This window comes from Oceanicaulis sp. HTCC2633 (genome assembly GCF_000152745.1).
GTDB lineage: Bacteria > Pseudomonadota > Alphaproteobacteria > Caulobacterales > Maricaulaceae > Oceanicaulis.
In genome coordinates, this window is sequence record NZ_CH672428.1 from 2,947,506 (window position 1) to 2,969,227 (window position 21,722).

Sequence of the window (21,722 nt, forward strand, 5' to 3'; positions counted from 1 at the left end):
CATGAGCCGCGCGACGCTCGCAAACCCGCATGCTGAGGCCAGACATGACCGAAACGCTCAACCGCACGCCGCTTTATGATCTCCATGTCGAGCTGGGGGCCAAGATGGTCCCGTTCGCCGGCTATGAAATGCCTGTCCAGTATGACGGCGTCATGGGCGAACATAATCACACCCGCGAGGCGGCGGGCCTGTTCGACGTGTCCCATATGGGGCAGGCGCGTCTGATCGGCGATGAGAGCGCGCTGGAAAAGCTGATCACGGCGGATCTCGCCGCGCTGCAGTCCGGCGAGCAGAAATACACCCTGCTTCTGAATTCCGAAGGCGGGATCAAGGATGACCTGATGGTCTCCCGTCCGGATGATGAGGGCCTGTTCCTGGTGGTGAACGCCGCCTGCAAGCGGTCCGACTTTGATTACATCATCGAAGCGACCAAGGGCGTCGCCGAACTCGTTGAGCTTGATGGCCGCGCGCTGCTGGCGCTGCAGGGGCCTCAAGCCGGCGCGGTGATGGCGGAACTCTGCCCGGACGCGGCCAAGATGGTCTTCATGCAGGCGGGCTGGTTCGAAGTGGACGGCCTGCGCCTGATGATCTCCCGCTCGGGCTATACCGGCGAGGACGGATTTGAAATCTCGGTCGCCAACGAGCACGCCAGCGATTTCGCCCGCAAGCTTCTCTCTGATGCGCGCGTGAAACCCATCGGTCTGGGCGCGCGGGACTCCCTGCGTCTGGAAGCGGGGCTGTGCCTTTATGGCCATGACATGGACGAGGCGACCAGCCCGATCGAGGCGGCCCTGACCTGGGCGGTGGCCAAATCCCGCCGGGAGCGCGCCGACTTCCCGGGCGCTGCGCGCATCCTCAAGGACATCGCCGACAAGCCCGCCAAGAAGCGCGTCGGCATCGCCCTGAAAGACCGCGCTCCGGCGCGCGAGGGCACGGAAATCGCTGTGAATGGCGAGGTGGTTGGCGTGGTCACTTCGGGCGGCTTTGGCCCGACCGTGGGCGCGCCCATCGCCATGGGCTATGTGCGCACCGATCTGGCGACGCCCGGCACGCAGGTTGACTTGATGGTGCGCGGCAAGGCGCGCCCGGCCGAAGTGGTGAAGACGCCCTTCGCGCCGCATCGTTTTTATCGCGGTTGATCCCGCGCATTACCGCTCTGGAGGAGACGTCTGATGAGCACCCGTTTTACCAAAGACCATGAATGGATCCGCGTTGAGGGCGAAGAGGGCGTCATGGGCATCACCGCCTACGCCGCCGAGCAGCTCGGCGATGTGGTCTTCGTGGAGCTGCCCGAAGTCGGCAAGACGGTCGCCCAGGGCGACGAGCTGGCTGTCGTGGAAAGCGTGAAGGCGGCGTCCGAGGTTTACGCCCCGGTGTCCGGCGAGATCATCGAAGTGAACTCGGCTCTGGAAGATGCGCCGGCGACCGTGAACGAAGCGCCGCAAGGCGAGGGCTGGTTCGTCAAGATCAAGCTGTCGGACAAGGCCCAGCTTGACGCGATGATGGATGACGCGGCCTACGCCGAACACACCAAGTAAGTCTCGACGCCTGACGGCGTCGATCTAGATGCAGCGACAAGACCGGCGGCCCGTGGGGCCGCCCGCCCTGCTTATTGAAGGAAGGTGGATCGCCCATGCGCTATCTCCCGCTGACCGACGCCGACCGGGCCGAGATGCTCGAGATGATCGGCGTGGATTCTGTCGACGCCCTGTTCGAGGATGTGCCGCAGACGGCGCGACTGGACGGGCCGGTGGACCTGCCGCGCCACAAGAGCGAGATGGAGGTCGAGCGCCTTCTCACGCAGATATCGCGCAAGAACATCGCGGCCTCCGAAGCGCCGTTCTTCGTGGGCGCGGGCGCATACAAGCACCACATTCCCTCCAGCGTGGATCATCTGATCCAGCGTTCGGAATACCTGACGAGCTACACGCCCTATCAGCCGGAAATCAGCCAGGGCACGTTGCAGACCCTGTTCGAGTTCCAGACCCAGGTCGCGCTTCTGACCGGCATGGAGGTGGCGAACGCCTCCATGTATGACGGCTCGACCGCTTGCGGCGAAGCCGTGCTGATGGCGTGCCGGATCACCAAGCGCCGGAAGGCGATTCTCAGCGGCAATCTGCATCCGCATTACGCGGCGGCGACGCATACGCTGGCCAAATACATGGATATCGAGATCAAGGACGATGCGGCCAAGCCGGGCGGGCTGGACGATATCGCCGCGGATATCCCCGATGATGTGGCCTGCGTCGTGGTGCAGAATCCGGACGTGTTCGGCCAGGTCCATGATCTGGAACCCATCGCCAAGGCCGCCCATGAGAAGGGCGCTCTGCTGATCGCGGTTTTCACCGAGGCGGTCTCGCTGGGCCTGATGAAGACCCCGGGCGCCATGGGCGCGGACATCGTGGTGGGCGAAGGCCAGTCCATCGGTGTCGGCCTGCAGTTCGGCGGACCCCATGTGGGTCTGTTCGCCTGCCGCAACGACCGCAATTACATCCGCAACCTGCCGGGCCGTCTGGCCGGTGAGACCGTGGACGCGGACGGCCGTCGCGGCTTTGTGCTGACGCTCTCGACCCGTGAGCAACATATCCGCCGCGACAAGGCGACCTCGAACATCTGCACCAACTCTGGCCTGATGACCTTGGCCTGGACGATCCACATGTCGCTTCTGGGCGATACAGGCCTGCGCACCATGGCCCAGCTGAGCCATGAGAAGGCCTGCGAGCTGGCGGACCGCCTGAGCGCGATTTCCGGCGTGGAGCTGGTCACCGACGCCTTCTTCAACGAGTTCACCCTGCGCTTGCCGAAAAACGCGGCGGACGTGGTGGAGGCGCTGGCCGAGAAGGGCGTTCTGGGCGGCGTGCCCGCCAGCCGGCTCTATCCGGGCAAGGGCTATGACGATCTGCTGATCGTTGCGGCCACCGAAACCAACACCGATAGCGATCTCGACGCTTTCGAAGCGGCTCTGAAAGAGGTGCTGTAATCATGGCGATGAATACGCAAGGCCGTCCCTCCGCCCCGCTCCACACCCCGGATCCGGGCGCCTATGACGACACCTTCTCGGGCTCGCGCGGGCTCGACCAGGCCGAGCCGCTGATCTTCGAGCGTCAGACCTATGACAAGACCGGCGTCGATTTCGAAACGCCCAAGGGGACGAAATCCCGTCTGGGCGCGCTCGAGCGCACCGAGGATCTGGGGCTGCCGGGCCTGTCTGAGCCCGAAGCCATGCGCCATTATGTGCGCCTCAGCCGGAAGAACTACGCCATCGATATCGGGCTCTACCCGCTGGGCTCGTGCACGATGAAGCACAATCCGCGTCTCAACGAGAAGATGGCGCGTCTGCCGGGCTTCTCCGACGTGCACCCGCTGCAGCCTCAATCGACCGTGCAGGGCGCGTTCGAACTGATCGGCGAGCTGGCGCACTGGCTGATGACGCTGACCAACATGCCGACCGTGGCGATGAGCCCGAAAGCGGGCGCCCATGGCGAGCTGTGCGGCATGATGGCGATCCGCGCCGCCCTCGATGCGCGAGGTGAAAGCCATCGCCGCCGCGTGCTGGTGCCCGAAAGCGCGCACGGCACCAACCCGGCCACCGCCGTGCAATGCGGCTTCTTCTGCGACGAGATCCCCGCAGGCCCCGATGGTCGTGTCGACATGGAGGCCTTCAAGGCCAAGCTTGGCGATGATGTCGCCGCGATCATGCTGACCAACCCCAATACGTGCGGCCTGTTCGAGCGCGACATTCGCGCGATTGCAGACGCCATCCACGAGGCGGGCGGCTATTTCTATTGCGACGGCGCCAACTTCAACGCCATTTCCGGCCGGGTCCGCCCGGGCGATCTCGGTGTGGACGCCATGCACTTCAACCTGCACAAGACCTATTCCACGCCCCATGGCGGCGGCGGTCCCGGCGCAGGCCCGACGGTGCTGTCCGAAGCGCTGGCGAAGTTCGCCCCGCTGCCTTTCGTCATCAAGGAGGGCGACAGCTGGCGCATGGTCGAGGATGAAGCCGACGCCAGGGCCCAGGGCGCCCAGCCCTTCGGCCGCATGGTCGCCTTCCACGGCCAGATGGGCATGTTCACCCGGGCGATGAGCTACATGCTCAGCCATGGCGCGGACGGCCTGAAGCAGGCCAGCGAGGACGCGGTCCTGAACGCCAACTACATCCTGGCGCGTCTGAAGGACGTCATGACGCCGTCCTTTGACGGTCTGTGCATGCACGAGGCGCTGTTTGACGACCGCTTCCTGAAGGATACCGGCGTCACCACGCTCGACTTTGCGAAAGCCATGATCGATGAGGGCTATCACCCCATGACCATGTACTTCCCGCTGGTCGTGCACGGGGCCATGCTGATCGAGCCGACAGAGTCTGAATCCAAGGCCAGCGTGGATCGCTTCTGTGACACGCTGGAAGCGCTGGCTCACGCCGCGAAGGCGGGCGAGACCGAGCGGTTCACCGCCGCGCCGCGCTTTGCGCCGGCCAAGCGTCTGGATGAGACCCGCGCCGCTCGCCAGCCTGTGCTGCGCTGGACGCCGGCGGCGTCAGAGGCGTAAGAGCGACGCAGTCTCACGCGCCGGTTGAGGTTGCAGTGCAACACTGCGACGAAATCGGTCCGGTCAACTGCAAGATTGCGGGCCTCGTCAGTCGATACGGGTTGTATCGGATGGCGGGGCCCTCAACATAGGCCTATGTAGCAGGCATCAGGGTCTGCATTCGGGTTAGGATGGCGGCGGTGGCGATGAACGACACCCCCAATCGCTGGGCGCGCAACGGAATGAACGGCGTGACCGGCATGGTCATGGTGGTGCTCCGCGCGATTTCGGTCGCCCTGGCGCTGTTCCTGCTCGCCCTGTCCGTGCCGCTCTTCTTCCTGCCCATTCCGCTGGGATTGCCGCTGGCCGTGATCGGCCTGCTGCTGCTGGCGATGACCTCCAAGCGCGCCCATACCTTCATCACCAACTGGCTCAAGCGCCATCCGGGCGTCTGGGACAAGGTCAAGCATATCTTTGACCGCTTCCACCGTGACGACCGCCCCTCCTGACGGCTGGTGCGGATCAATCGGTCAATGGCGTGAATGCGTCGGTGAACGGCGCTTCTGGCGTGGATCAGATCAGATAGGCTTCAGGCTCCTGCCCGATAACGTCTGTGCGCAGACAGGAGCCGTTTATGACCTTTGCCCTTCCCATATTGTTCGCCGTCGCTCTGACGCCTGCTGACGCCCCGCCCGAGCCTGTCGTGGACTGGGTGCAGTCTCATGCCTTCAACGGCGTTGTGCGGCTTGATACAGGCCATGGAGCGCAAAGCTGGTCCTGGGGCGTGGCTGATCCGGACACCGGTCGTCTCCTCAATCCCGACACCCGGTTCCAGACCGGCTCCATCGACAAGTATTTCGCCTCCATCGCCGTCTTCGCCCTGATTGACGAGGGCGTGCTCGACCTTGATGCGCCGATCAGCACTTATCTGCCGGATTACCGCTCCGACACCGGCGTCCGGCTGACGCTGCGCATGATCCTCAGCAACCAGTCCGGTCTTCCCAATGATTTGCGTCACGCCTTTCAACGCATCGCCAATGGCGAGGCGGACGCGGTCGACGCCCAGAGCGTTTCGGAAGCGGTGGCGGACTATGCCAGCGGCGACCTGCAATTTGAGCCTGGCGGGCGCTTTGACTACGCCCTGTCGAACTGGCTGCTGGTCCAGCACCTGCTCGCAGAAGTGACGGGCCTGTCCTATCCGGAAGTTCGCCAGCGCTATGTCTATGACCGGGCCGGGATGGGACAGAGCGGCGGCTATGTGCATGACTTGCGCGAAACCACGCCCCATGTCCCGAATGTCGCCATCGGCTTTGATCCCGAGGATCCTGAAGGACGAGGGGACTATTGGAGCCCGGACTTCTTCAAGGGCAGCTATACGACCGCCGCGGACCTCATCGCGCTGGAACGGGCGCTCGAGGCTGGCGAAGTGCTGTCCGCCGAGTCGCGCGCACAATTGCGCACTATCGAGGTTCCAGAACAGAGCTACGCCTATGGCGGCCGGTTCCGCGATCTGGAGCTCTGCGGAGACTCATATCTCGCCTCGACCCAGTCCGGCTCGAACGGGGCGAGCAATATCACGCTGGTCTATGTGCCCGCCTTTGACGTCGGACTGGCCCTGCTGACCAATGTGGACGAGAGCCAGGGCGAGATGTTCGCGCTGTCCTATCAGCTGCTTGAAGAACAAGTTGTCTGCACGGACTAGCTTTAGCCCCAGACGCAAAAAAGCCCGCGAGGAACTCGCGGGCTTTTTCATGTCGGTCTGTCAGGGCTGACTAGTTCAGCTGGTCCTTCAGGGCGGCCGTATCGGCCTTCAGAAGGGCGTTGCGCTGGGTCTTGGTCAGCTTCTTGGACAGGAGCTGTTCAGCGGCTTCCACGGCAAGGTCGGCGGCCAGGGATTTGACTTCCTTGGCGGCCTGGGCCTCAGCCTGGGCAATGCGCTGCTCGGCCATGGCCGTGCGACGCTCGATGCGCTGGGAGATTTCGGTCTTGGCGTTGTCTCGCAGATAATCGGCTTCCGCCTTGGCCTGCTTGATGATCGCTTCAGCTTCGGCCGCGGCCTCGGTCTGCTTGCGCTCATAGGTGGCCATCAGCTCCTGCGCTTCCTCGCGCAGGCGGCGGGCTTCATCGAGTTCCTTGCGGATCAGGTCGGCGCGATCATCGAGCGCCTTGCCGATCATTTTCGGGGCGCCCACGAAGATGATCACCACGAAGAACAGGATCAGGCCGACAAAGGCCCAGAAGCTGGTGTCGGACAGGAGGTAGTTCATGACTTACTCCTTCGCCGCGTCGACAGCTTTCGCCGCGTCGCTTTCAGACACTTCAAGGCCGGCCAGATGTTCGACGGCGACCACGGCGGCGCCGGCCGCGATGGTGCGCACTTCGCCCAGAGCAGCGTCGCGAGAGGCGCGGATGCGATCCTCGGACTCAGCCATCTGAGCTTCCAGCTCGGCGTCAGCCTTGCGGATGGCGTCGGCGATTTCAGCGTCGGCAGCGGCTTTCGCCTCTGCGGCCACCGAATGCGCCTTGGCGCGGGCGTCAGCCAGGGATTTCTCATAGGCGCGAACGGTCTCGTCAGCCTGCGCCTTCAGTTGCGCGGCGGTGTCGAGATCGTCAGCGATGCGATCGCGGCGTTCTTCAATCGCCCCGCCGATACGCGGCAGGACAAAACGGCTCAGCAACACGTACAGGACGATGAAGCTGATCGCGAGCCAGAACAGCTGCGAAGCAAAATAGGTCGGGTCGAAGGGCGGGAACGCGGCTTCCGCTGCGTGTCCGGCGCCTTCGGCGTATTCGGAATGGGACTCCGGCGCCAGCACGGCGGCCTCCCTTGCGCAAAGGCTAAACTAGCTCGAGCTTACCGTAAGCCCGACACTATAGAACGCCCCAAGCCGGAAAGACGCAACGAGACTTCGTGCGCCTTCCGGCCGGAACGAGGGCTGTTCAGTCGGGGTCTGTTAGACCACGAACAGCAGCAGCAGGGCGATGAGCAGCGAGAAGATGCCCAGCGCTTCGGTCACGGCGAAGCCGAAGATCAGGTTGCCGAACTGGCCTTGCGCGGCGGACGGGTTGCGCAGGGCGCCAGCCAGGAAGCTGGAGAAGATGTTGCCCACGCCCAGAGCGGCGCCCAGCATGCCGAAGGTGGCCAGGCCAGCGCCAATGTATTTCGCGGCTTCCGCTTCCATGTCGATACTCCTCGTAGGTGGTCGGTGCGGATGGATAGGTAGGTCTTGTCGAACGCCCCTAGTGACCAGGGTGCAGTGCGTCCGAAAGGTAGATGCAGGTCAGAACGGCGAACACGTAGGCCTGGAGGAACGCCACCAGGAATTCCAGCGCGGTCAGCGCGACGACCATGATCAGCGGAGCGACGGCGCCCAGAACGCCCAGCGCGCCCACTGACCCTAGCATGATGATGAAGCCGGCGAACACCTTCAGAAGGATGTGGCCAGCCAGCATGTTGGCGAACAGACGAACCCCGAGCGTCACCGGACGCGACAGGAACGAGATGATCTCGATCGGGGTCAGAAGGATGTAGAGCGGCCACGGCACGCCGGACGGGAAGAACAGCGAGAAGAACTTCAGGCCGTGCTTGAACACGCCATAGCCGATCACGATCGCCATCACCACGAGCGCCAGCGCAAAGGTGACGATGATGTGGGAGGTGAAGGTGAAGCCGTGGAAACCCGGAGCCGGGAAGTAGGGGAACATGCCCAGCATGTTGCCCATCAGGATGAAGGCGAACAGCGTGAACACGAAGGGGAAGAATTTCAGGCCGGCGTCGCCCGCGGTGGAGCGAATCATGCCCGCCACGAATTCGTAAAGCAGCTCGGCGACCGATTGGGAGCGGCCCGGCACCAGCGCGCGCTTGGACATGGCCAGCGACAGCAGACCCGCCACGAGCACCACCGAGGTGACCATGAAGAAGCTGGAATTGGTGAAGGACAGATTCCAGCCGCCGATCGAGAAATCAGCGATCGGATGGATCTCGAACTGTTTGATCGGGTTCGTCGCGTCAGCCACACCCGGCCCCTTGTGCTACGGCGCGCACGCCGCGTTTCCTACGTCAAACCTCAGCGCCATCCGCCTCAGGAGGAGGCGTCGTCGCTTTGGTTCATGCTCTGCGCAGCGCGAACTACATTCAAAGTGCCCGCTGCGAAACCCATTAATACACCCACCAGAAGACCCCAAGGGCTCCAGTTGAAGAACTGATCGGTCAAATAGCCCAGACCAGCCCCCACGAGAACCCCTCCGGCGAATTCCGTTCCATAGCGCACGCCCTGTCCCCATCCAGAGGGGTTCGAGGCGGCCTCCTTCGCCCGACGCGCTTCAAGCTTGGCGTTCAAACGCCGCTCGAAGTCGTGGGGATCGGAAGGGTTCTGGTTCGGTTCGTCTCGATGAGCCATGATGACAGGCGACCTCCCGGAGGTAGTCCCGACAGGCGCGCGCACCCTATAAGGGGGCCTATACCCTGTCAAGCAAGGTTGCGGACAAGTTAACTCGTTGAAGTATATGGCTGTTCGCGATTATTCCGCAGCCAGCATCTCTTCAGCCGAGCTCAGATTGACCGAGACGAGCTGCGAGACGCCCCTTTCACCCATGGTCACGCCGAACAGACGGTTCATCCGGCTCATGGTCACCGGGTTATGGGTGATGACGAGGAATCGCGTTTCGGTCATGGCCCGCATCTGCTCGAGCATGGCGCAATAGCGGTCCACATTCGCATCGTCGAGCGGGGCGTCCACCTCGTCGAGCACACAGACCGGGGCGGGGCTGACCAGGAAGACGGCGAAGATCAGCGCGGTGGCGGTCAGCGCCTGCTCGCCGCCGCTCATCAGGCTCATCGTCTCCATCTTCTTGCCTGGCGGACAGGCGAAGATCTCAAGACCGGCTTCCAGCGGATCGTCATTCTCGGTCAGGCGCAATTCCGCCGCGCCGCCGCCGAACAGCGTCTCGAACAGGGTGCGGAAATGCCCGTCCACCACTTCAAAGGCGTCAAGCAAGCGCGCTCGACCTTCCCGTGACAGCGTGTCGACCGCCTTGCGCAGGCGCGCGACGGCTTCCAGAAGGTCATCGCGCTCCCGCGACAGACGCGTACGTTCAGAATCAAGCTCGCGCGCTTCCTCGTCGGCGCGCAGGTTCACCGCGCCCAGCCGTTCGCGGGTCAGACGGGCGTCATCCAGGCGCCGTTCCAGTTCGTCAGAGGTCAGCTCGGCAAACTCGGAGCCCGCGGCGATCCGCTCGAGCGCGCGGGGCTCTTCGCCCGTCGCGTCTTCCAGCCGCTCGGTGGTTTCGGTCAGTCGTTCTTCCGCTGCGGACAGACGCGCCTGCGCGGCGGCGCGGGCTTCGCGGGCATTGGCGCTGATCTTCTCGGCCTCGCGCAGCGCCGCGTCCTTCTCGCGCTGAAGCGATTCGGCGTTGAGAACGGCTTCACGGGCGAGGCTCGCCTTCTTCTCCGCGTCCGTCAGCGCGTCGAGAATGTCATGGCGCTGATCTTCAAGCCTTTCAGGCTGAGTGCGGGCGGTCTCCAGCTCGGTCTCGGTCTGACCGATCTGGGATTTCAGCGCCTCGACCTGATCCTTAGAACGCGCATGACGGCGATCCCAGTCCGCCGCTTCGCGCTCCAGGGAGGCAATGCGGTGACGACGGCCCTGGGCTTCGCGCTTGACCGATTCCAGCGCAGCGCGAGCATCCGCCGCCTTGCCGCGGGCGCGCTCGGCGCGGGCGCGGGCGGCGATCAGCGCATCCTGACCGTCATCCTCGCCGCTGACAGCCTCAAAGGCGTCTTTTGCGGCGTCATGCAGCTTGCGGGCGGTCTCAAGCCGACTCTGGGCGCGGCCCACCGATTCCACGAGGCCCGCCCGGCGGGCTTCTGCACGGGCGGCCTGAGCGCGCGCAGCGGAGAGCGCCTGCTCGGCGTCCCGGCGGCGATTCTCGGCCTGTTTCAGGGCTGATCGCGCGTCATTGAGCTCGGCTTCGGCGCTCAGGCGCGCCTGATGGCTTTCCTCGGCCAGAGTCTGCGACCGTTCGGCGCCGCGACGCGCCGAGTCGAGTTGGGGCGTCAGATCCGCCAACCGGTTGCGCGTTTCCAGACGCACCGCAGCGGCGGAGGGCGCGCCAGCCTCGCTGGCGAAGCCGTCCCAGCGACGCAGGGCGCCGTCTTTCGTCACAATCCGCTGGCCCGGTTTCAGGCTCGCTGCGAGGCGATCCAGATCCGCCGCCTCAACCACGCCAATGGCTTTCAGGCGCGGCCACAGGGCGGCGGGCGCCTCCACATGATCAAACAGGGACTGAACGCCCTCGGGCAAAGCGGGCGGATCAATCTCCGCACCTTGCCAGCGTCGGGCGGACGACGGGCTCAGACCTGCTTCCAGATCATCGCCCAGTGCGGCCGCGAGCGCCTGTTCATAACCTGCGGAGGCGCGGACCTCATCGAGTGCGCGATCACCTTCGTCGGAACTGGCGAGCAGACGTTCAAGCCCCGAGATCTCGCGCTCCAGCGCACGCACATCGGCCTGGGCGAGCTGAACCTCTTCCCGGGCGGTCTGGGCCGCGGAGCGGGCGCTCTCGGCCAACTCATCCAGATCGGCGATCCGGCCCGCCTGGTCCTCAACCGCCGCGTTGGCGTCATCCACACTGGCTTGAAGACTCTCCAGATCGGGGCCGACCACATCATCAAACCGGTCGAGCGTCGCCTGGGCGTTCTCGGCCTCGACCTCCAGCGTGCGCACCTGACGCTCGGCCTGCTCCAGCTCACGCTGGGCGCCATCACGGCGGGCCTTGATCTGGGCGACGGCGTTGGATGCGGCGTCGAGATGCTGCTCCGCCTTGCCGCGGTCCTTGTCGGCGTCGTTGAGCACCGCTTCGGCGCGGGTCTGAGCGTTCGCATCATCGGCCGCCTGATCGCGGGCATGCTTGAGCTGGCCGTGCAGGCGCTCATGCGCGGCCTGGGCTTCTTCAAGCAGCTCGCTTTCGCGCTTGAGCGTGCCTGTGAGTTCCACAAGGCGCGCTTCACCGCGTTCGATGGCGGCGCGGGCGGCTTCGATGTCGCGTTCCAGCTGGTCGCGGGCGCGCTCGGTATGGCGCAGGGCGGCGGCGGCTTCCGCTTCGGCTTCGCGCAAGGGCTGGACGGCGCTCTGGGCCTGTTCCGCCTCGATCATCGCCCCTGCGGAGGCGCGTAGCGCCAGCTCGGCCTCGGCGTCGGTTTCCTTGAGCTTCACCCGTGCGGTTTCGACCGCTTCACCCGCCTCTTTCCAGCGCCGGATCCAGAGCAGGGCTTCAAAATTACGAATGGTCTGGGAGAGATCGCGATAGCGGCCCGCCTGCTTGGCCTGACGCTGCAGGGCCGCGTGGCGACTGTCGAGATCCTCGACAATCTCCAGAATGCGATCAAGATTGGTCTCGGCGGCGGCGAGCTTGAGCTGGGCCTCGCGGCGGCGCGCGCGCAGACCCGCGACGCCGGCCGCTTCTTCCAGCACGCGGCGTCGGTTTTCCGGCTTGGCGTTGATCAGCTCGCTGATCTGGCCCTGACGCACAAGCGCGGGCGAGTTCGCGCCCGTGCCTGCGTCCGCGAACAGCAGCTGGACGTCCTTGGCGCGGACCTCTTCGCCATTGATCTTGTAGTCCGAGCCCTTGCCGCGGGTGATCCGGCGGACGACCTCGAGCATGTCATGATCGTTGAAGCGGGCGGGCGCGCGCTTGTCGGTATTGTCGACAACTAGGGTGACTTCGGCGTGATTGCGGGCCGGGCGGCTGTCGGTGCCGGCGAAGATCACGTCTTCCATGCCGCCGCCGCGCAGGGATTTCGCCGAGGTGGCGCCCATCACCCAGCGCAGGGCTTCAAGCAGGTTGGATTTGCCGCAGCCGTTCGGACCGATAATGCCGGTCAGCCCGGCGTCGATCCGCAGCTCGGTCGGGTCAACAAACGATTTGAAGCCGGCCAGGCGCAGCTGGGTGAACTTCAACCTCAGACCTCCACTGGCGCTGAACGCCGGTTTTCCGGTCTGTCAGTCGCCGCCATCCCTGCCGAAACATCATTCGGCTCAAACCCTTCGCAGGCGATCTGAGGGGAGACCGCCTGCAAAAGGTCTGCACGGGAAGGCTAGCCTTCCGCGCGCGCCTTGAATAGGGCGATGATTCGGTCCCAGGTGTCTCGATCAATCTGAGCGGGGATTTCGCCCTGATCGTCCACGAGGGGCTCGCCGTTGGCCGCATAGACCTGACCGTTTTCGCCAGCCATCTGATCGAGATCCTGACCATTGATGATGAAGTGCGGCGTGCCGCCGACGCCGTCGCGAACGGCCTGCATGTTGGCCTCTTCCACCGCTTCAAGGACCTCCTGATTGGTCATGCAGGCGCGGAATTCCGCGTCCGAGAAACCCGCGGTGCGGGCGATGGATAGAAATTGCGCTTGCGCATTGCCTTGCTGCATGGCGCTGAACAGGGCGCGCTGCTGTTCGAACAGCAGGTCGATGACGTCGAGATACTGATCTTCGGGCGCGCAACGGGCCAGCATGAAGCCGGCGCGCGCGAGATTCGGCTGACCGGTCAGCATTTCCCGGAAGACGAAGCGCACATCGCCCCGCTCCACCGCGTCATCAATCGCGGGTTTGCCCTGATTGTAGAAGGCGCCGCAACCGGGGCAGGACGTGGAGGCGTATTCGATGATGGTGACAGGGGCGTCAATGGGGCCCACGCCGCGATCGCCTTCGCGTTCATAGGCGGAATGACCGTCCGGGGCGCCGCCGCCCGAACAGGCGGTCAGCATCACGGCGCCGGCGAGAGCGGCGGCGAGGGTGAGGGCGCGGCGGGTGAAAGTCGTCACGGGTTGAACTCCAATCAGGGTGTCTGGCCGGCGCAAGACAGCGCGGCGGTCTTGAGTTGTCGGCAGCTTAGCGGTCTCAGCCGCCCTTATACAGAGTGATGATGCGGCGGAAGGTGTCTGCCTCGAGATTTGCGGGAATCACGCCTTCCTCATCCGTCAGCGGAGCGCCGTTCACCGTGTAGACCTGACCTTCGCCGGAGCTGTCGGGCTCGGCGATCAGGCGGTCGCCATTGATGATGAAATACGGGGTGGAGCGCACGCCGTCCTCCAGCGCCGTGCGGTGGGCGTTCTGGACCTGGGTGATCGCGGCCTCATCGCTGAAGCACGCCTGCACATCCTCGGGGGAAAACCCGAACTCGGCGGCGATCGCATTGAAACGCTCTTGCGCCTCACCGGTCTGCAAGGCCTCGAAAATGGATCGCATATTGGTGAAGAGCGAGTCGATGACCTCGAAATACTGGTCGTCCGGCGCGCATTCCGCCAGCGCAAAGCCGGCGATGGCGATATTGGGCTGGCCGGTGATCATTTCGCGGAAGACAAAGCGAACATCGCCGGCTTCGATCGCCGCGTTGACTGCAGTGAAGCCGGCTTCCTGAAAATGCCCGCAATGACCGCAGGCCACCGAGCCATATTCGATAAAGGTCACAGGGGCGTCTGCATCGCCCATGACCTTGTCGTCTGCGCGCACCTGTCCGGCCTGGGCTTCCGTCAGGGAGGTGGCGTTCTGGGCTAGCGCGGCTCCGGAGAGGACCAGGGCGGCGGTGATCGCGGACAGTCCGCGGCGGGTCAGTGACAGCACTTCAGTCTCCAGTCTGCGTCAGTCGCGAGTGGATTTGGGCGGCAGGCTCACGCCTTCACGCCGCTCGATCTCTTTGCGCCAGTTTTCCAGCGTCTCTTCAAGGGTGAGCGCCCGTTCTGACGCAGATGTGACCTTCACGACGCGATTTTTGACAGGCTTGGGTTTTTTCGGCTCGGGGTTGAGGGGGCCCTGCACGATCTTCAGCTTCTTCGGGGTCTTGCCGGAATAGGCGGCGACACGGGCCAGAATCTGCGCCGATTGCGCCTCCACAAGGGTGGCCGCGGGCCCCTGGGCCCGGACAACCAGCGCGCCTGCCTGGAATTTCTCCGGCCGGGTAAGCTTGGCCAGCTGAGGCCCGACGATCTCGGCCCATTGCGCGTCCAGCTCATGCCGGGTCGGACCTGAGAATTTCTTCGCCAGCGGCTTGATCAGGGCGCTCATCGCGCGATCTACATTAGGCGGCGGCTTGATGGCCGCGCGTCCGCGATGCTCGCTGATCCAGCTCGACGCATCCGCCTCGTCACGCGGGGTGCGGGTTCCGCGGGCGATCAGATGCCGGTTGGGCGTTGACGTCAGGGGCGGTCGCTTCATGGTGCGCACCATCGCGCCGTCACGCCGCTCTGGCAAGCATGGGAGGACAACCCTTGCCATCATCCGCACAGCCCGCTCTGCCCGCTCCGGACCTGCAGGCGGCGCTTCTGGACTGGTATGACCGCAAAGGGCGCAGCCTGCCCTGGCGCATCCGGCCTGAAGACCGGGCTATGGGCGCCGTGGCCGATCCCTATGCGATCTGGCTGTCGGAAATCATGTTGCAGCAGACGACTGTGCCGCACGCCACACCCTATTGGGAACGCTTCCTGGAGCGCTGGCCGACGGTGGCGCATCTGGCGGACGCGCCGCGAGAGGATGTGCTCGCGGCCTGGGCGGGGCTCGGTTACTACGCGCGAGCTCGCAATCTGCACGCTTGTGCACAGAAAGTCGCCCATGAGCTGGCGGGGGCGTTTCCGAGCGATCTTGAGGGGCTTCTGGCTCTGCCGGGTGTTGGCGATTACACCGCCAACGCCATCCGCGCCGCTGCGTTTGACCTTCCCGCCAGCGTGGTCGACGGCAATGTGGAGCGGGTGATCACCCGCATGGTGCGGCTTGAGACGCCTCTGCCCAAGGCCAAGCCGCAGATCAAGGCGATCGCAGCGGATCTCGCGTCCACCGAGCGGCCCGGCGATTATGCGCAAGCGATCATGGATCTCGGGGCGACGGTGTGTACGCCCAAGTCGCCTGACTGTGCGGCCTGTCCATGGTCGGACTGGTGCGCGGCGCGCGCCGAAGGCGATCAGACCCGTTATCCGCTGAAAGAAAAGAAGAAGCCCAAGCCCGTCCGTCGCGGCGTATGTTTTCATGTGCTGAGGGATGGCGCGATCTGGCTGCGCCGTCGGCCGGAGACGGGGCTTCTGGGCGCGATGATGGAAGTGCCGGGGACGGATTGGATCGAAGGCGCTTTGCCGGGGAGTGACGTGACGAGCGCAGCGCCCTTTGAGGCGGGCTGGCGAAACGCCGGTCAGGTGCGCCATGTCTTCACCCATTTCGCGCTGGAGCTTGATGTGTTGTGCGCCGTCGCGCCCGACGGCTGGACGCCGGATGAGGGCGGCTGGACGGCATTGGCCAAGCTGAAGGAGGCGGGGCTTCCCACCGTGATGATGAAGGCTGCGAAGCTGGGGTTGGAGCGGCGGTTGTTGTAGCGCCAAAAGAATGGGTCCCCGGGTCAAGCCCGAGGACCGAAATGAGAGGCGTCAACGTGTCGGCCTTCGGACTTGATCCGGAGACCCATGAAGCAGGCCCTAAACCTGCATTTCCGCCCGAATGCGGGCGCGCAGCACGTCGATCGGGGCGAGGGCGCCGCCCTGGCGCACATGCCAGAAGGTCCAGCCATTGCAGGACGGCGCGCCCTGAACATGGGCGCCCATCTGGTGGATCGAGCCGGCTTGGCCGCCCGCGATCACCGTGCCGTCCGCGCGCACTTGCGCGGTGCGACGACCCTGCGCGCAATAGAGCGTATCACCCGGTTTCAGCAGTCCCGCTTCAACGAGCGAACCAAAGGGAATCCGCGGCAGGGCGCGCTTGGACTGGGTGACCTGCAACAGGTCTTCGCTGGTGGGGTTGATGGCGGCGATGCGCTTGCGCGCCACGTCGGCGTAACCGGGATCCGCTTCGATGCCGATATAATGACGGCCCAGCTTCTTGGCGACGGCGCCCGTGGTGCCGGTGCCGAAGAAGGGGTCGAGCACGACGTCGCCGGGGTTGGAGGTCGCCAGGAGCACGCGGTGCAAGAGGCTTTCGGGCTTTTGCGTCGGGTGGGCCTTCTTGCCGTCCTTGTTCTTCAAGCGCTCGCCGCCCGCACAGATCGGCAGGGTCCAGTCCGAACGCATCTGCACGCCGTCATTGAGGGCCTTCATGGCGGCATAGTTGAAGGTGGGCTTGGCGTCCTTGGTCTTGGAGGCCCAGATCAGGGTCTCGTGGGCATTGGTGAAACGCGTGCCCTTGAAGTTCGGCATCGGGTTGGACTTGCGCCAGATCACATCATTGAGGATCCAGAAGCCCATATCCTGCAAGAAGGCGCCAACGCGGAAAATGTTGTGATAGCTGCCGATGGTCCACAGCGCGCCATTGGGTTTCAGGACTCGGCGCGCCTCTTCCAGCCAGGCGCAGGAGAACAGGTCATAGGCGTCAAAGTCGCCGATCTGGTCCCAGTCATTGTCGACCGCGTCCACCTTGGAATTGTCCGGGCGGTGCAGGTCGCCGCCAAGCTGGAGATTGTATGGCGGATCCGCGAAGATCAGATCGACGCTCTCATCGGGAAGCGTCTTCATCACCTCGGCGCAATCGCCCTCCAGGATGACATCGACGGGAATCTTGTTATTCGTTTTCACTGACACCTCAATCGCCCTTCTGTTCGCAACAGCGCTGATTCCCTGAGGGGTGAATCGTTTCGGCTTACCCGATGGTTAAGGCCGATTCATTATGTGGTGCTCCAGAGGCCGCGCGCCTGTCTGGCCTGCTGCACCGGCGCATAGCTTAGCCGATGGATGGGCGCGGCGCCGAGATTTTCGAGCGCGGCCTTGTGACTGGGGCTGGGATAGCCCTTGTGCCCCGCCAAGCCATAGCCGCTAAAGCGGTTTTCCGCCTCGATCATGATCTGGTCGCGCAAGGTCTTGGCGATGATCGAAGCCGCGCCAATGCAGGCCTCGCGGCCATCCCCGCCCACAATCGCCCGCGCCGGAGCGCTCAAACCTGCCGGAACACGATTTCCATCGATCAGGATTTCATCGGGGATAACGCCGAGGCCCTCAACCGCGCGGACCATGGCGGCCATGGTGGCGTGGAGCACGTTCAGCCGGTCGATCTCGACCGGCTCGGCGATGCCCACGCCCACCCGCGCCTCGGCCCGGATGATGGCGGACAGGGCGGCGCGGCGCTTTTCACTGAGCTTCTTGGAATCATCAAGCTGATCCAGCGCAGAGAAGTTCGCCGGCAGGATCACCGCGGCGCACACCACAGGCCCGGCCAGCGGTCCGCGCCCGGCTTCGTCAACACCGGCGATGAGGGGGGTGGGGCGCGTTTCAGGCATGGGAAGGACTCTGTGCGTCGTCAGCAAAACCTCCTCGTGCCGCGTATCGCACCTCCGCACAAGTCTGCAGCCGGGCTCTAGTCCGGCGCTGATTCAAACTCGATGAAGAGCACACGCGGTTCGTCATCAATCATGCGGAAGTTCAGGGTCAGCAGATAGCGTTCGGTCTCGTTGAAGGTCAGCGCCATGACCACGTCATGCTGGATGCCGCTGCCGCCGCCGATGCGCGTATAGGCCGAGGTCTCTGACTGGACGAAACTCTGAGTGTCGGGCGGGGTGTCCGGAAAGGCGGCGAACAGGGGATCAAGGGCCCCGCCGCTGCTGAACTGGATGCGCGCGAGCGTGTGGGCATGCGCCAGAATGGCGTCGCGATCTTCTTCGACCAGATAGGTGACCATGTTTTCCGCGGCGGCGATGACGTCGTCATCCATTGTGCTGCGGATCATGGAATCCACGCTGCCGGAGCCGCACGAGCCCAGTGTCATCACGCCCGCCATGAGCGCGACGCCCAGAATGAGTGTTCTGAAAAGTTGCATGAGTTCCCCCTTTGCCGGGGGAAGTCTGCCGGCGGAGCGCACCGTGTCCATGACCTGAACAGGGGGGATCAGAACAGGCTGAGCTGGTCCTCGGTGTCGAGCGGGCGCTCAAAGAGGTCGCAGCGCAATTTCACACGGTCCTTGTCCAGACCATAGCGGCGCACGCCGGCGCGGAACCGCTTGGAGATCATATCCGCGATGGGGCCCTGGCCGTGCCCGCGCACGTGAAACTCCGAACTGTAATCCATGCCGCCGCGCGTATCGCGCACCATGTTGATCACCTTGTCCGCTGCATCGGGCCTCACCTTGCGCAGCCAGTCATGGAAGAGGTCGCGCACCTCGAGCGGCAGGCGCAGCAGCACATAGCCCGCGCTTTGCGCCCCGGCATTGGCCGACGCCTTCAGGAGGTTTTCGATCTCGTGATCGGTGAGGCCTGGAATGACCGGCGCGGTCATCACCGTCAGCGGCACGCCGGCCTTTGACAGCGCTTCCATCGCTTCGAGGCGGCGTCTGGGGGTTGCGGCCCTGGGCTCCATGGCGCGGGCAAGCTTGCGATCCAGCGTGGTGAGGGAGATCGCAGCCTTGACGAGCCCGAGGGCCGCAAGTTCGGACAGGATGTCGAGATCGCGGGTGATCGCGGCGGATTTGGTGATCAGGCTGACCGGATGCTTGAAGCGCAGGCAGACCTCGAGGATCGAGCGCGTCAAACGCAATTGCCGCTCGATCGGTTGATAGGCGTCGGTGTTCGCGCCGATCACAATCGGTTCAACCTGGTAGTACGGCTTGCGAAATTGCTGCTCTAACAGGCGCGCGGCGCCGGGCTTGAAGAACAGCATGCTTTCAAAGTCGACGCCCGCCGAATAGCCCCAATAGGCGTGGCTGGGCCGCGCATAGCAATAGATGCAGCCATGCTCACACCCCCTGTACGGATTGATCGACCGGTTGAACGAGATGTCCGGGCTGTCATTGGTGGCGATGATGGTGCGGCTATTGTCCTTGATCAGCGTGGTGCGGATCTGTTTGGGGGCGGCGTCGGTTTCGCCCCAGCCATCGTCAAAGGGCTCGCGCGTGTCGCGCTCGAAGCGCCCCGACGCATTGGAGGTGGCGGCGCGGCCGCGCGGTTGCAGCGGCTCGGGAAGGGGGCTCATGCCCCGGGCGGGAACAAAGCGTGCGGTCATGTCCCGACGGTGACTCAGAGCTTGGAACATATCAAGAACATTTTTGCATTGACTCCACAGCGCCGCCGGAGTTTCTCACTCCTATGAGCCAGATCATCACTCTCCTGCCCACGCTGAACGCCAACACCCGCCTGGAGCGCACGCTTCAAAGCCTCGCCGAGGCCGAGCGCGCCGGTCTGTCGGCGGGCTGGGTCGTGGCCGATGGAGGCTCGACCGATGGCACGGCGCAGACCGCACGGCGGCTGGGCTGCCATCTGGTGCAGGGGGCGAAAGGGCGCGGCGCGCAGCTCGCTGCGGGCGCAGCCTATGCCCGCTCCCGGATCAGGGCGGAGGACTGGCTGCTGGTCCTGCACGCCGATACACGGCTGTCGCCGGGCTGGTCGACGGAAGTCGCGGCCTTCATGTCGGCGAACGCCCATCGCGACCGGGCGGGCTATTTCCGGTTCACGCTCGATGACATGTCCCATCGCGCACGCCGGCTGGAGCGCGCCGTGGACTGGCGTTGTCGCACCTTCGGTTTGCCCTATGGCGATCAGGGCCTGCTTATCCGCGCGGATTTCTACGACCGGCTGGGCGGGTTCAAGCCCTGGCCCCTGTTCGAGGATGTCGATCTGGTGCGCCGCATCGGCAAGCACCGGCTCTGGCCCCTGACGGCGCGAGCGGAGACAAGCGCGGAGAAGTTCCTGGCTGACGGCTATCGTCGCCGGTCGATGAAGAATCTGGTTCTGCTGGCGCGCTATTTTCTGGGCGCCCGCCCGTCAGACCTCGCCAGGAGTTATCGCTGATGTCCCGGCCCCGGCTTGTTGTCTTTGTGAAGGCGCCCGTGATCGGCGGCGCCAAGACCCGTCTCGCCAGGGGCATCGGCAAGGTGCAGGCCTGGCGGCGGCATCGGGCCATGACGGCGATATTATTGCGCCGCCTGACTGACCCGCGCTGGGAGACCGTCATCACGCTCAGCCCGGAGCGAGCGCTGCGTCGTCGTTTCCCCGGTGTCTGGCCCGATCATCTGCCGCGCGCCCTGCAGGGCGGCGGTGATCTGGGCGCGCGACAGGCGCGCGTGTTCGCGCATCGCGCACCAGTCTGCGTGATCGGATCGGATGCGCCCCAGATCACCCGCGCCGACATTGCGGCGGCGTTCTCTGGCCTCAAGCGCCATGACGCCGTGATCGGCCCGGCCGAGGATGGTGGCTATTGGCTGCTCGCGCTGAACGGCCCGGCCCCGGAGGGCCTGCTTGACGGCATGCGCTGGTCCCATGAGGAGACGCGCAACGATCTCGAACGCCAGCTGAGCCTGCACGGGATGGAGCGCGTCAGGCTGTTGAGACGCTTGCGCGATGTGGATGAGGCGTCGGATCTAAAGCGCGGCTAGCTTCGCCTTCAGGCTCAACAGATCCTGCCAGCTTTTGGCCTTCTCCTGCGGACGACGCAGCAGGAAGGCGGGGTGGTACATGGGCAGGGCGGGGATCATGGTCCCATCGCTGAGCGTGTAGTCATGCCAGCGCCCGCGCAGCGCCATGATGCCGGCCTTGGAGTGCAGCAGGCTTTGCGCAGAGATGCCGCCCGCAAAGACGATCACCTTGGGGCGGACCAGCTCGATATGGCGTTCGGCGAAGGGCAAGCAGGCCTCGATCTCCGCATCAGTGGGCTTGCGATTGCCCGGCGGGCGCCAGAACACGACATTGGTGATGTAGGCGCTGGTTTCATTGAGCCCGATAGCGGCCAGCATCCGGTCCAGCAACTGGCCGGCCTGTCCGATGAAGGGCGCGCCCTCGCGATCCTCATCCCGGCCAGGCGCCTCGCCAACCACCATGACATCCGCCTGCGGATTGCCGCGCGCGTACACGGTCTGGGTGGCGGTCGCCTTGAGCGGGCAGCCGTCAAAGGCGTCGAGCGCCTGTTTGAGTTCGCCCACGGTCTGGGCGGCCTGAGCCATGGCGCGGCCATTCTGGGTCGGCGCGGCGCCGAATCCCGCCTGACGCGCCTGGGCGCCCGTAGCCCGTGCCTCCATGGAAGGCGGCGGCGCGGGTCGAGCCGATTTGGGCGCGGGCAGGGGCGGAAGCGCCTCGACGCCGGACTGCTCCCACCAGCTGATCAGGCTCTTCAGGGCACGGATGTCTTCAGGGTTCAGCGGGGCGGTCATGACGCGGCGGATATCCGATCTGGTCCGTGTGAGGCTTCACCCTAGCTCATAGCGCAAGGCTGGGTTAATACGAAAGGGAATGCGGCGCCAGCGAAAGAG

The 21,722-nt window shown here is 64.8% G+C and carries 23 protein-coding genes; 9 read left to right on the plus strand and 14 right to left on the minus strand.

Annotation, left to right across the window (positions count from 1 at the left end):
* Positions 1 to 44 precede the first annotated feature (44 nt).
* The 6 genes from gcvT to OA2633_RS13905 all read left to right on the plus strand — a co-directional run bounded on the left by gcvT (position 45) and on the right by OA2633_RS13905 (position 6,232).
* Positions 45 to 1,139, plus strand: coding sequence for a glycine cleavage system aminomethyltransferase GcvT (gene gcvT, locus OA2633_RS13880; RefSeq protein ID WP_009803208.1), 1,095 nt, complete (start codon positions 45 to 47; stop codon positions 1,137 to 1,139).
* A gap of 33 nt (positions 1,140 to 1,172) precedes the next feature.
* Positions 1,173 to 1,538, plus strand: coding sequence for a glycine cleavage system protein GcvH (gcvH, locus tag OA2633_RS13885; RefSeq protein ID WP_009803209.1), 366 nt, complete (start codon positions 1,173 to 1,175; stop codon positions 1,536 to 1,538).
* A gap of 95 nt (positions 1,539 to 1,633) precedes the next feature.
* The gene (gcvPA, locus tag OA2633_RS13890; protein WP_009803210.1) at positions 1,634 to 2,980 is read left to right on the plus strand and encodes an aminomethyl-transferring glycine dehydrogenase subunit GcvPA; all 1,347 of its coding nucleotides are present in this window, start codon (positions 1,634 to 1,636) and stop codon (positions 2,978 to 2,980) included.
* Between the two features lie 2 nt (positions 2,981 to 2,982).
* Positions 2,983 to 4,551, plus strand: a complete 1,569-nt coding sequence (gcvPB, locus tag OA2633_RS13895) for an aminomethyl-transferring glycine dehydrogenase subunit GcvPB (RefSeq protein ID WP_009803211.1) — start codon at positions 2,983 to 2,985, stop codon at positions 4,549 to 4,551.
* A gap of 185 nt (positions 4,552 to 4,736) precedes the next feature.
* Positions 4,737 to 5,039: a hypothetical protein gene (locus OA2633_RS13900; protein ID WP_206740512.1), complete on the plus strand. Its 303-nt coding sequence runs from the start codon at positions 4,737 to 4,739 to the stop codon at positions 5,037 to 5,039.
* A 125-nt stretch (positions 5,040 to 5,164) separates the two neighbouring features.
* Entirely contained in the window at positions 5,165 to 6,232 is a 1,068-nt protein-coding gene (locus tag OA2633_RS13905) for a serine hydrolase (protein WP_009803213.1), read from the plus strand.
* Between the two features lie 70 nt (positions 6,233 to 6,302).
* Here OA2633_RS13905 and OA2633_RS13910 read toward each other — a convergent pair whose 3' ends face one another.
* From OA2633_RS13910 to OA2633_RS15610, 9 genes are all read right to left on the minus strand, one after another.
* On the minus strand, positions 6,303 to 6,797 hold the full coding sequence (locus OA2633_RS13910; RefSeq protein WP_009803214.1) for a F0F1 ATP synthase subunit B: 495 nt from the start codon (positions 6,795 to 6,797) through the stop codon (positions 6,303 to 6,305).
* Positions 6,798 to 6,800: 3 nt separating this feature from the next.
* Entirely contained in the window at positions 6,801 to 7,346 is a 546-nt protein-coding gene (locus OA2633_RS13915; protein WP_009803215.1) for an ATP synthase subunit B, read from the minus strand.
* 138 nt (positions 7,347 to 7,484) lie between these two features.
* The gene (locus tag OA2633_RS13920) at positions 7,485 to 7,712 is read right to left on the minus strand and encodes a F0F1 ATP synthase subunit C (protein ID WP_009803216.1); all 228 of its coding nucleotides are present in this window, start codon (positions 7,710 to 7,712) and stop codon (positions 7,485 to 7,487) included.
* A 58-nt stretch (positions 7,713 to 7,770) separates the two neighbouring features.
* Entirely contained in the window at positions 7,771 to 8,547 is a 777-nt protein-coding gene (locus tag OA2633_RS13925; protein ID WP_009803217.1) for a F0F1 ATP synthase subunit A, read from the minus strand.
* A 65-nt stretch (positions 8,548 to 8,612) separates the two neighbouring features.
* Positions 8,613 to 8,930, minus strand: a complete 318-nt coding sequence (locus OA2633_RS13930; protein ID WP_009803218.1) for an AtpZ/AtpI family protein — start codon at positions 8,928 to 8,930, stop codon at positions 8,613 to 8,615.
* 120 nt (positions 8,931 to 9,050) lie between these two features.
* A complete protein-coding gene (gene smc, locus OA2633_RS13935; protein WP_009803219.1) occupies positions 9,051 to 12,488 on the minus strand; it encodes a chromosome segregation protein SMC in 3,438 nt (1,145 codons plus the stop codon).
* Positions 12,489 to 12,625: 137 nt separating this feature from the next.
* Positions 12,626 to 13,348 carry a thioredoxin domain-containing protein gene (locus OA2633_RS15605; RefSeq protein WP_009803220.1) on the minus strand — a complete coding sequence of 241 codons (723 nt, stop codon included), beginning with the start codon at positions 13,346 to 13,348 and terminating at the stop codon, positions 12,626 to 12,628.
* A gap of 76 nt (positions 13,349 to 13,424) precedes the next feature.
* Complete coding sequence (locus OA2633_RS13945; protein WP_009803221.1) at positions 13,425 to 14,147, minus strand: thioredoxin domain-containing protein; 723 nt, start codon at positions 14,145 to 14,147, stop codon at positions 13,425 to 13,427.
* Between the two features lie 18 nt (positions 14,148 to 14,165).
* The gene (locus OA2633_RS15610; protein ID WP_162011001.1) at positions 14,166 to 14,738 is read right to left on the minus strand and encodes a DUF721 domain-containing protein; all 573 of its coding nucleotides are present in this window, start codon (positions 14,736 to 14,738) and stop codon (positions 14,166 to 14,168) included.
* A 38-nt stretch (positions 14,739 to 14,776) separates the two neighbouring features.
* Here OA2633_RS15610 and mutY point away from each other — a divergent pair, with 38 nt between their 5' ends.
* Positions 14,777 to 15,883 carry an A/G-specific adenine glycosylase gene (mutY, locus tag OA2633_RS13955; protein ID WP_050752883.1) on the plus strand — a complete coding sequence of 369 codons (1,107 nt, stop codon included), beginning with the start codon at positions 14,777 to 14,779 and terminating at the stop codon, positions 15,881 to 15,883.
* 99 nt (positions 15,884 to 15,982) lie between these two features.
* Here mutY and OA2633_RS13960 read toward each other — a convergent pair whose 3' ends face one another.
* The 4 genes from OA2633_RS13960 to OA2633_RS13975 all read right to left on the minus strand — a co-directional run bounded on the left by OA2633_RS13960 (position 15,983) and on the right by OA2633_RS13975 (position 19,483).
* Entirely contained in the window at positions 15,983 to 17,077 is a 1,095-nt protein-coding gene (locus tag OA2633_RS13960; protein ID WP_009803224.1) for a site-specific DNA-methyltransferase, read from the minus strand.
* An 83-nt stretch (positions 17,078 to 17,160) separates the two neighbouring features.
* On the minus strand, positions 17,161 to 17,769 hold the full coding sequence (locus tag OA2633_RS13965) for a ribonuclease HII (protein ID WP_009803225.1): 609 nt from the start codon (positions 17,767 to 17,769) through the stop codon (positions 17,161 to 17,163).
* A gap of 77 nt (positions 17,770 to 17,846) precedes the next feature.
* The gene (locus OA2633_RS13970) at positions 17,847 to 18,305 is read right to left on the minus strand and encodes a hypothetical protein (RefSeq protein WP_009803226.1); all 459 of its coding nucleotides are present in this window, start codon (positions 18,303 to 18,305) and stop codon (positions 17,847 to 17,849) included.
* Between the two features lie 68 nt (positions 18,306 to 18,373).
* Complete coding sequence (locus OA2633_RS13975) at positions 18,374 to 19,483, minus strand: PA0069 family radical SAM protein (RefSeq protein WP_050752916.1); 1,110 nt, start codon at positions 19,481 to 19,483, stop codon at positions 18,374 to 18,376.
* 83 nt (positions 19,484 to 19,566) lie between these two features.
* On the opposite strand from OA2633_RS13975, the gene OA2633_RS13980 reads away from it, so the two are divergent.
* Both OA2633_RS13980 and OA2633_RS13985 read left to right on the plus strand, forming a co-directional pair.
* Positions 19,567 to 20,268: a TIGR04283 family arsenosugar biosynthesis glycosyltransferase gene (locus OA2633_RS13980; protein ID WP_009803228.1), complete on the plus strand. Its 702-nt coding sequence runs from the start codon at positions 19,567 to 19,569 to the stop codon at positions 20,266 to 20,268.
* The gene (locus OA2633_RS13985; protein ID WP_009803229.1) at positions 20,268 to 20,852 is read left to right on the plus strand and encodes a TIGR04282 family arsenosugar biosynthesis glycosyltransferase; all 585 of its coding nucleotides are present in this window, start codon (positions 20,268 to 20,270) and stop codon (positions 20,850 to 20,852) included. The genes OA2633_RS13980 and OA2633_RS13985 overlap by 1 nt, the downstream gene beginning before the upstream one ends.
* Here OA2633_RS13985 and OA2633_RS13990 read toward each other — a convergent pair.
* Positions 20,838 to 21,623, minus strand: a complete 786-nt coding sequence (locus OA2633_RS13990; RefSeq protein ID WP_009803230.1) for a uracil-DNA glycosylase — start codon at positions 21,621 to 21,623, stop codon at positions 20,838 to 20,840. The two genes, OA2633_RS13985 and OA2633_RS13990, sit on opposite strands and share 15 nt — an antisense overlap.
* Between the last annotated feature and the right edge of the window lie 99 nt (positions 21,624 to 21,722).